The following is a 7021-nucleotide window of genomic DNA, read 5'->3' on the forward strand; positions in this document are numbered from 1 at the left end:
CGCGCCCAAGGCGCCCTCGGGCCGTTCGGCGGCCTGGCGGGGTCGAACGATCTCCGGGTTCGAGATGGGCTTCTTCTTCACGATCTCGGTCCTGGTCGCCGCGGCGGGCATGGGCGCGGCGGTGCTGTTGGCGGTGGGTGTGAATCCCGTCAGCCTGTGGCAGCCGGAGACCTTCTTCGCCTGGCAGAACTACACCCGTCTGACCGAGAACCCGCTCAACGTCCTGGCCCTGATCGGGCTGGCGGTCGTGGTCCTGACGCTCCTGGGCAGCAGCGCCTTCGCCCGCGCCGCCGGTCGGGCCAACGCCCGCACCCGCGCCGCCGAGCGGATGCTCGATCGCGTCACGGCCCTGCGCCTGGAGAACGAGCCGGCCTGGCAGGATCCCGCCCTGAAGGACGACGACGCCGTCGCGACCTTCGCCGCGGAGACCCTCGGCGCCTGGCGCCTGCAGCACGCTCGGCAGCGGCACTTCACGGGCCTGGAGGGCGAGCTGCACCGCCTGGAGAAGGCCCTGGCCGACAACTCCCGCACCGACCTGACCGGCCGCTTCGACAACCCCGCCGCGGGCTCCCTGGCCGACCAGATGATCCGCTACTTCGACGAGCGCGAGGCCCTGTCGCGCGAGGTGGCCGAGCGCCGCGCGGGCGACGAGGCCGAAGCCACCGAGATCGAGTCGGTGCTCCACGACGCCCGCTCCGCGCAGCACGTGACCCGGCAGAACGTGACCAGCCAGGCCGAGGCCCTGCGCAAGCTCGCGGCGGCCCTGGACCTCTTCGCCGGCGACCTCGATTCGGCCCAGGCCGCGGCTCCGGTCGCCGCCATGGCCGCCTTCAAGAACGAATTCGACAAGGTGTGCCGCATGGCCGACGACGCCGGCGGCGCGGCGACGCCCACCGACGAGCTCGTGCAGCTCGTCGACCGCAGCAGCAAGCTGGCCTTCCAGATCGCCATGGAGGTGTCCCGCCTGGGCGCCCGCGGCGAACGGCTCGGTCCCATGTCGCAGGCCCTCGAGGATCTGACCACGGACTTCCGCCAGCTCACCGACAAGTTCAACGTCGACCGGGGCAAGCCGAGCCTGGGCGCAAGTCTCGAGCGGCTGGCCGGCAAGCTCGCCGACCTCGAGAAGCAGTTCGAGACCGGCGAGGATTCGCCCGCCGTGGCGGCCCGCGCCTTCGGGCCGGCGGCCGAGCAGCTCGCCGCCAACCTGGGCGACCTGGCCGCGGGCTTCGAGCCCCAGGCCGACCGCCTGACCCACCTCGGCGAGAAATTCAGCGATTTCGCGGGCACGCCGTTCGATGCGGACGACCTGTCCGGCGATCCGGACAATCCGCCGGCCGGCGTGCTGTCCCTCGAGGGCCGCATGCCCGCCATCAGCACCGGCGAAAGCATCCACCAGCCGGCCGACGTGGACCCGTTCGCCGTGACCCCGCCCAAGGTGGCCCCGCGCAGCGAGCCCGAGCCGGACCACGGCTTCACGCGCGGCTCCGGCGCCGGCGGCGACATCTTCGGCGGCGGCCTCGACCGCACGGCCATGCCCGACCTGGAGATCGAGACCTCGTTCAGCATGAGGACCGATCCGTTCGCCACCGGCGGCGACGCGACCGCCGAGCCCGACCTTTCGGGTGACGGCGAAAAGGTGTACGATCTGGAAGCGTTCGGGGCCGAATCGGTGGTGGCCGACGAGGTGCCCGTGGCGGAGACGCCGCTGGCGGCGGCGCCCGAGGTCGTTGCGGCGGCACCGGTCGCGCCGGTTGCGCCGGCCGCGCCGGTGGTTCCCGAGGAGCCGTCGGCCGAGGCCGACGCCGGTGAACACGTGCACGACCTGTCCGAGTTCGACGCGACGCCCCTGACGCTGGAAGCGGAACCCGCGTCGCGGGCCGCCGCCAGCGTCGCGCACGACACCGCCGAGAAGGTGTACGACCTGGCCGAGTTCGGTGCGGTGCGCATCGACGAGGCCGGTGGGGGTGCCGGCGACGAGGAGATCTACGAATTGGCCGAGTTCGGGGCCGTGCCCCTGGGCTGAACGGCGGGCGGGACCCGAGCGGCTCCCCGCGCGGGAGCCGGCGGACGACGATGACCGACACCATCTTGCCCGATTCCTTCGTGGGCCTCCTGGCCCGGCATCTGGCGAAGCTGCATGAGCAGCTTCGCCATTTGCATACGTCCCCGGCCGATCCGGTGCGCGATCCGGCCCGCGCCTTCGCCGCGGTCAACCGGTTGCGGGCGGCGGCGGTCGCCCTGGCGGCCCAGGACCCCGCCGGCGCAAACGTCCTGCTGCCGGAACTGCGCGGCCCCCTGGCCGAACTCGTCGCCGGTCCGGCCGACAGCCCGCTGCAGCTGCCGGGACACCTGGTCGAACCCTGCATCCAGCTGGCCGACCTGCTGGACACCGTCTTCGCGCGGGCCGACGCCGGCGTCGACCATGCGACCCTCGCCGCGGACCCGCGCTGGGAATCGGTGCTGGCCGCCTTCCTCAACGCCGGCACCATGCTGCAGGATCTGGACATCATGGAGGACCTGCTCGCGGCCTGGGGTCGCCGCTACGGCAACACCGACCTGAGCCGCTCCCAGGAGGAGGCCCTGCGCCGCCGCTGGAGCCTGCTGCGGGCCTTCGGTGACAGCCTCTTCGGCACGCCCCCGGTCGGGGCGTCCGGCCGTCACGCGGCGCCGCCCGTGTCCGGGGAAGCCGAGCGCCTGCGCGGCCGTCTGGTCGCCCTCGTGCTCGACGGCTCGTTCCGGCGCAGCCTCCTGACCGAACGCCTGCGCGAATGCGGCTGCCGGGTCGCCGAGCTCGAAGGGCCCGACGACCTGCCGGCCCTCGTCGCCGCGGCCGAGCCGCCGGCCCTGCTCCTGTGCGACAACCTCGAACCCACGCGCCACCTCGCGGCGGTGCGGGCCCGGCTCGGGCAGCTCGCGCCCGAGGATGCGCCGCCGCTCGTGCTCGTCGCCGGCGCCGGCGAGACGGCGGATCGCCTCCGGGAACGGGCACGAAGCCTCGGCGCCCGCGGCGCCTGGACCGAACCCTGGCGGGCGGCCGATCTGGCGCTCTGGCTCGATTGAGGCCTCCTGCGGGCCGATTGCGGATTGCAATATCCCTCGCGTCCTTCTTGTATCCTGCACCGCCGCGCACGGCGAGCCGGTTCCCCGTCGTGGCCGGTGATTTCCATTAAACCCTCAATTTTCCCGGAGAAATGCCGAATTCAATCTCGGCGACGGACAAGGCACGGCGTTTGCAGAAACCGGGTGAATCGTGATGTGGCACGCATCGCAGCAGCACCCTGGAAGGAGCACCCCCAATGCCTGAGTACAACGATTCGTCCAAGATCTATATCGGGGGAGAAGATCAGTTTGGACAGGTCATGACGTCCGTCGAGGCGGCCGAGTACCTGAAAATGCACGTGAAGACGGTTTGCCGTCTGGCCAAGGAAGGCAAGATTCCGGCGAAGAAGGTGGGCAGCGAATGGCGCTTCCTGCGGACCGTGCTGGACAACTGGCTGGCCGAGGCCCTGGTGTGAGCGATCATCCGGGCTCCCACGCGCACAACCGGAACTCGAAGCCAGGACGGCCCCTCGCCGTCCTGGTTTCGGGCAAGGCATGATCCATGGCAATCCGATTCCAGCCCCTCGAACTGAAGAACGACCTCTTCGGCGCCCGCCTGTGCGGCGCCTTCGGTCGCGCCGACAAGCAGACCATGCTCGACTTCGCCGCCCGCTGCGTCGACAGCGGCCGGGTGAACGTCGTCCTCGACCTCGGTGAGATGGGGGTCATCGGGGGCGGCGGCGCGCGGAGCCTGGCCGAGCTGCAGCAGCGCCTGGTCGCCGCGGGCGGCGAGGCCGTCCTGGCCGGCGCCAGCGACACGGTGCGCCAGTTCCTCGCCCCGAAGTTCGACGGCCTGCCGCTGCGGTTCTTCGTGACCGTCGCCGACGCCGACGATTTCTTCCACGCCGACAACTACGACTTCGCGGCCCGGGCCGCCGAGCTCCGGGGGCCGGCCGCCGCGCCCGCCCCCGCTGCGGAAGCCGACGCCGACCCCGACGAGGAGATCGGCGCCATCGGCCTGATGGAGGACGTGGAGGAGGACGTGGAAGCGGACGTGGCGGAGGAGGCCGCGCCCGACGTCGCCGACGATCCGTTCCGCGTGACCCCGACCACCGCCGCGCCCCGTGCGAAGGGGGCGCCCGCGGCCGCGCCGCCGGCCGAGTCCATGAACGAGGTTCTCGAGGAGTTCAACGGCAGCGAAGACGAGGACGCCGAGGAGACCGGGGCCGGACGCCGCAAGCACCACAAGTACACCTCGCTGCCCGAGGCCGTCGCGGCCCTGGGCAACTGGTCCGAGTACGGCGGGCACACCGAGTTCGCCAAGGCCCTGGGGAACCTGCTGTTCAGCCACGGCCTGGCCGACGACTCCATGCTCCTGACGGTGCAGGACGACATCCTCGTCGATGCCCACGAGGACTGGGCCCTCGACGTCGACGGCGACTTCGCCACCCAGGTGGCCGATCACGGCGCGCCGCTGACGCTGATCGACATCCACACCGACGGCCTGAGCGACCGGGAGTCGCAGCTCCTGGAGAGCTTCACGCCCGAGATCATCCTGCCCATCATGCGGGACGAGTCCCTGTCGGCGATCCTGCTGCTCAAGCGCGAGGGCGAGGAGGCCGAGTACTCGGTGGCCGAGCACTTCGCCCTCGAGCTGCTGATGCGGGTCCTCGCCGAGAACCAGAAGCAGAACGCCCTCGACGCGGCCGGACGCCGCGAGGCCGACATGAGCGGCGGCCTGAACGCGCCCGCCCCGGCGCACGCGCCGGCCCGCGCCACCGGCGGCGACACCGGCGGCGAGGACTCCCTGGCCGAGACGCTCCTCGAGCTGGCGCTCAACCTGCCCGAGGCCGACGACCGGCCGCACTTCTGGCGGCTCTTCGCGCGCCATGTGTGGCGGGTGCTGCCGGTCAGGAGCCTGGCTTTCCTGCCGCCGCGGATGCACCGCGCCCAGATCATCACGGGCGACAACGGCGAGTGGCGCCAGATGAATCTGGGCGAGAAGAAGCTGCAGCACTTCTTCCGCAGCATGGAACGTCCGGTCGAGGTGGCGTACCTGCCGACCTTCTTCAAGGAGATCAAGGCCAACCTGACCCTGACGGGCAGCCAGTGGATCGTCGGCCTGAAGTTCGACCAGGAATTCCTGGGCACGGTCTTCATCGCCATGGAGAAGGAGTTCCAGGCCGACGACCCGCGCGAGCTGCTCGAGGCCGTCTTCAAGGAGACGTCGCGCCTGCTCTCGCGCTTCGACGATTCCCACGACAACGCCGACGTGAACCTGAACCTGGTGCGCCTGCTCGTGGCGCAGCGCGACCTGCGCTGCCACGGCACCGACCAGCTCACCCAGGCCATGTGCGACGAGCTGCACAACATCGCCAGCGTGATGGGTTTCCCGCCCGAGCAGGAACGCAACCTGGTCTACGGGTGCCTGCTGCGCGACATCGGCCTGATCGCCCAGGACGACACCCTGAGCGCGACTCCCGAGAACCTCGATCCCAACCAGTGGCCGCTCTACCGCGAGCACCCGACCGAGGGCGTGAAGCTGCTGGCGGGCCTGAGCCTGCCCCAGACGATCCTCGACGTCGTGCGCTGCCACCACGAACGCTTCAACGGCGAGGGCTTCCCCATGCGCCTGGCGGGGCGCAAGATCCCCCTCGCGGCGCGCCTGGTGACCGTGGTCGAGAACTACGTGGGCATGGTCCAGGGCGTGGGCGGCCGTCCGCGCATGACCCCGGAGGCTGCGGCCCAGGTGCTGCGCGACAACCTCGGCGACCGCTACGACCCGGACATCGTCAGCCTCTTCCTCAAGGCCAAGCATGCCGAACTGGAGGATCCGGCCGACGCCGTCATGGGCCGGGGGCGGGCGCCGGCGCGGGTCTGACGACTCTCTCGACCGATTGCAGACGACCGCGGCGACCGCGGCGGGGTGCGACCCGCCGGGCGCCGCGGTACCTTTTGCGGGCGGCCGCCCGCGCCCGATTCGCGACGGGGCCGCGGCCCGACCATCCCCTCGCGAAAGGACCCTCCGTGAACGACCAGCTCCGGTCCCTGGCCCTCGTCCTGGCCTGCGGCCTCGTCGCGTCCGCGGCCCTCGCGGCACCGGCGCCCGACGGCACCATCCTGTCCCGTTCCCCCGTCGCGTTGCCCGACGACGCGCCCGCGGCGGCGCACCGGCGGGCCGAGGGGGTCCGGCTCGAGAAGCTCGTCTACGCCAGCGGCGGCTACGAGGTGGAGGCCTACCTGGCCGCGCCGGCGGAACCGGCCGGCGCACCCCTGCCCTGCATCGTCTACAACCGCGGCGGCAACCGCGACTTCGGCGGCCTGACACCCGTGCGCATGGCCTTCCTGGCCGGGGCGCTGTTGCGGCGGGGCTACGTGGTGGTGGCGTCGAACTACCGGGGCAACGGCGAGCACGGCGCGGCGCTGTACCCGCCGGAGCGCCGCTGCGCCGAGGGCGACGGGATCGGCGGCGCCGGTCGCGAGGAGTTCGGCGGCGCCGACGTCGACGATGTCCTGGCGCTGATCCCGCTGGTCGAGTCGCTGCCCGAAGTCGACGCCGAGCGCCTGGGGCTCTTCGGCTGGAGCCGCGGGGGCATGATGACCTACCTCGCCCTGCGGCGCACCGACCGCTTCCGGGCCGCGGTCGTCGGTGCGGGCGTGGCCGACCTGCGCGGCATGGGCGACGAACGTCCCGAGATGATCGAGCACGTGTACGCGGAGCTGATCCCCGGCTGGGACGACCCCGCCCGGCGCGAGAAGGAACTGGCGGACCGGTCGGCGGTGCTGTGGGCCGACCAGCTGCCGGAGTCGACGCCGATCCTGATCCTGCACGGCACCGGCGACTGGCGTGTGATGCCCCGGCAGGCCCTGGAGATGGGCACGGCCCTGCTCGCCGCGCGGCGGCCCTATCGCCTGATGATGTTCGAGGGGGGCGACCACGGCCTGAGCGAGTACCGGTACGCGGTCAACCGGGCGGTGGGGG

The 7021-nt window shown here is 71.9% G+C and carries 5 protein-coding genes; all 5 read left to right on the top strand.

Annotated elements, in window-relative coordinates:
* Positions 1-2023 (top strand): hypothetical protein (locus tag KDM41_16330; GenBank protein MCB1184996.1); only part of this gene is annotated, 2023 nt, incomplete at its 5' end.
* 50 nt (positions 2024-2073) lie between these two features.
* Complete coding sequence (locus KDM41_16335) at positions 2074-3060, top strand: hypothetical protein (protein MCB1184997.1); 987 nt, start codon at positions 2074-2076, stop codon at positions 3058-3060.
* A gap of 236 nt (positions 3061-3296) precedes the next feature.
* Complete coding sequence (locus tag KDM41_16340) at positions 3297-3515, top strand: helix-turn-helix domain-containing protein (protein MCB1184998.1); 219 nt, start codon at positions 3297-3299, stop codon at positions 3513-3515.
* Between the two features lie 86 nt (positions 3516-3601).
* Entirely contained in the window at positions 3602-5920 is a 2319-nt protein-coding gene (locus KDM41_16345; protein ID MCB1184999.1) for an HD domain-containing protein, read from the top strand.
* 146 nt (positions 5921-6066) lie between these two features.
* Positions 6067-7021 (top strand): prolyl oligopeptidase family serine peptidase (locus KDM41_16350; protein MCB1185000.1); only part of this gene is annotated, 955 nt, incomplete at its 3' end.

Source organism: bacterium, from assembly GCA_020440705.1.
GTDB lineage: Bacteria > Krumholzibacteriota > Krumholzibacteriia > LZORAL124-64-63 > LZORAL124-64-63 > JAGRNP01.

Bases quoted from the DNA above. Each gene is read 5' to 3' on its own strand.
- KDM41_16335 (MCB1184997.1), top strand. From the start codon at position 2,074: ATGACCGACACCATCTTGCCCGATTCCTTCGTGGGCCTCCTGGCCCGG.
- KDM41_16345 (MCB1184999.1), top strand. From the start codon at position 3,602: ATGGCAATCCGATTCCAGCCCCTCGAACTGAAGAACGACCTCTTCGGC.
- KDM41_16340 (MCB1184998.1), top strand. From the start codon at position 3,297: ATGCCTGAGTACAACGATTCGTCCAAGATCTATATCGGGGGAGAAGAT.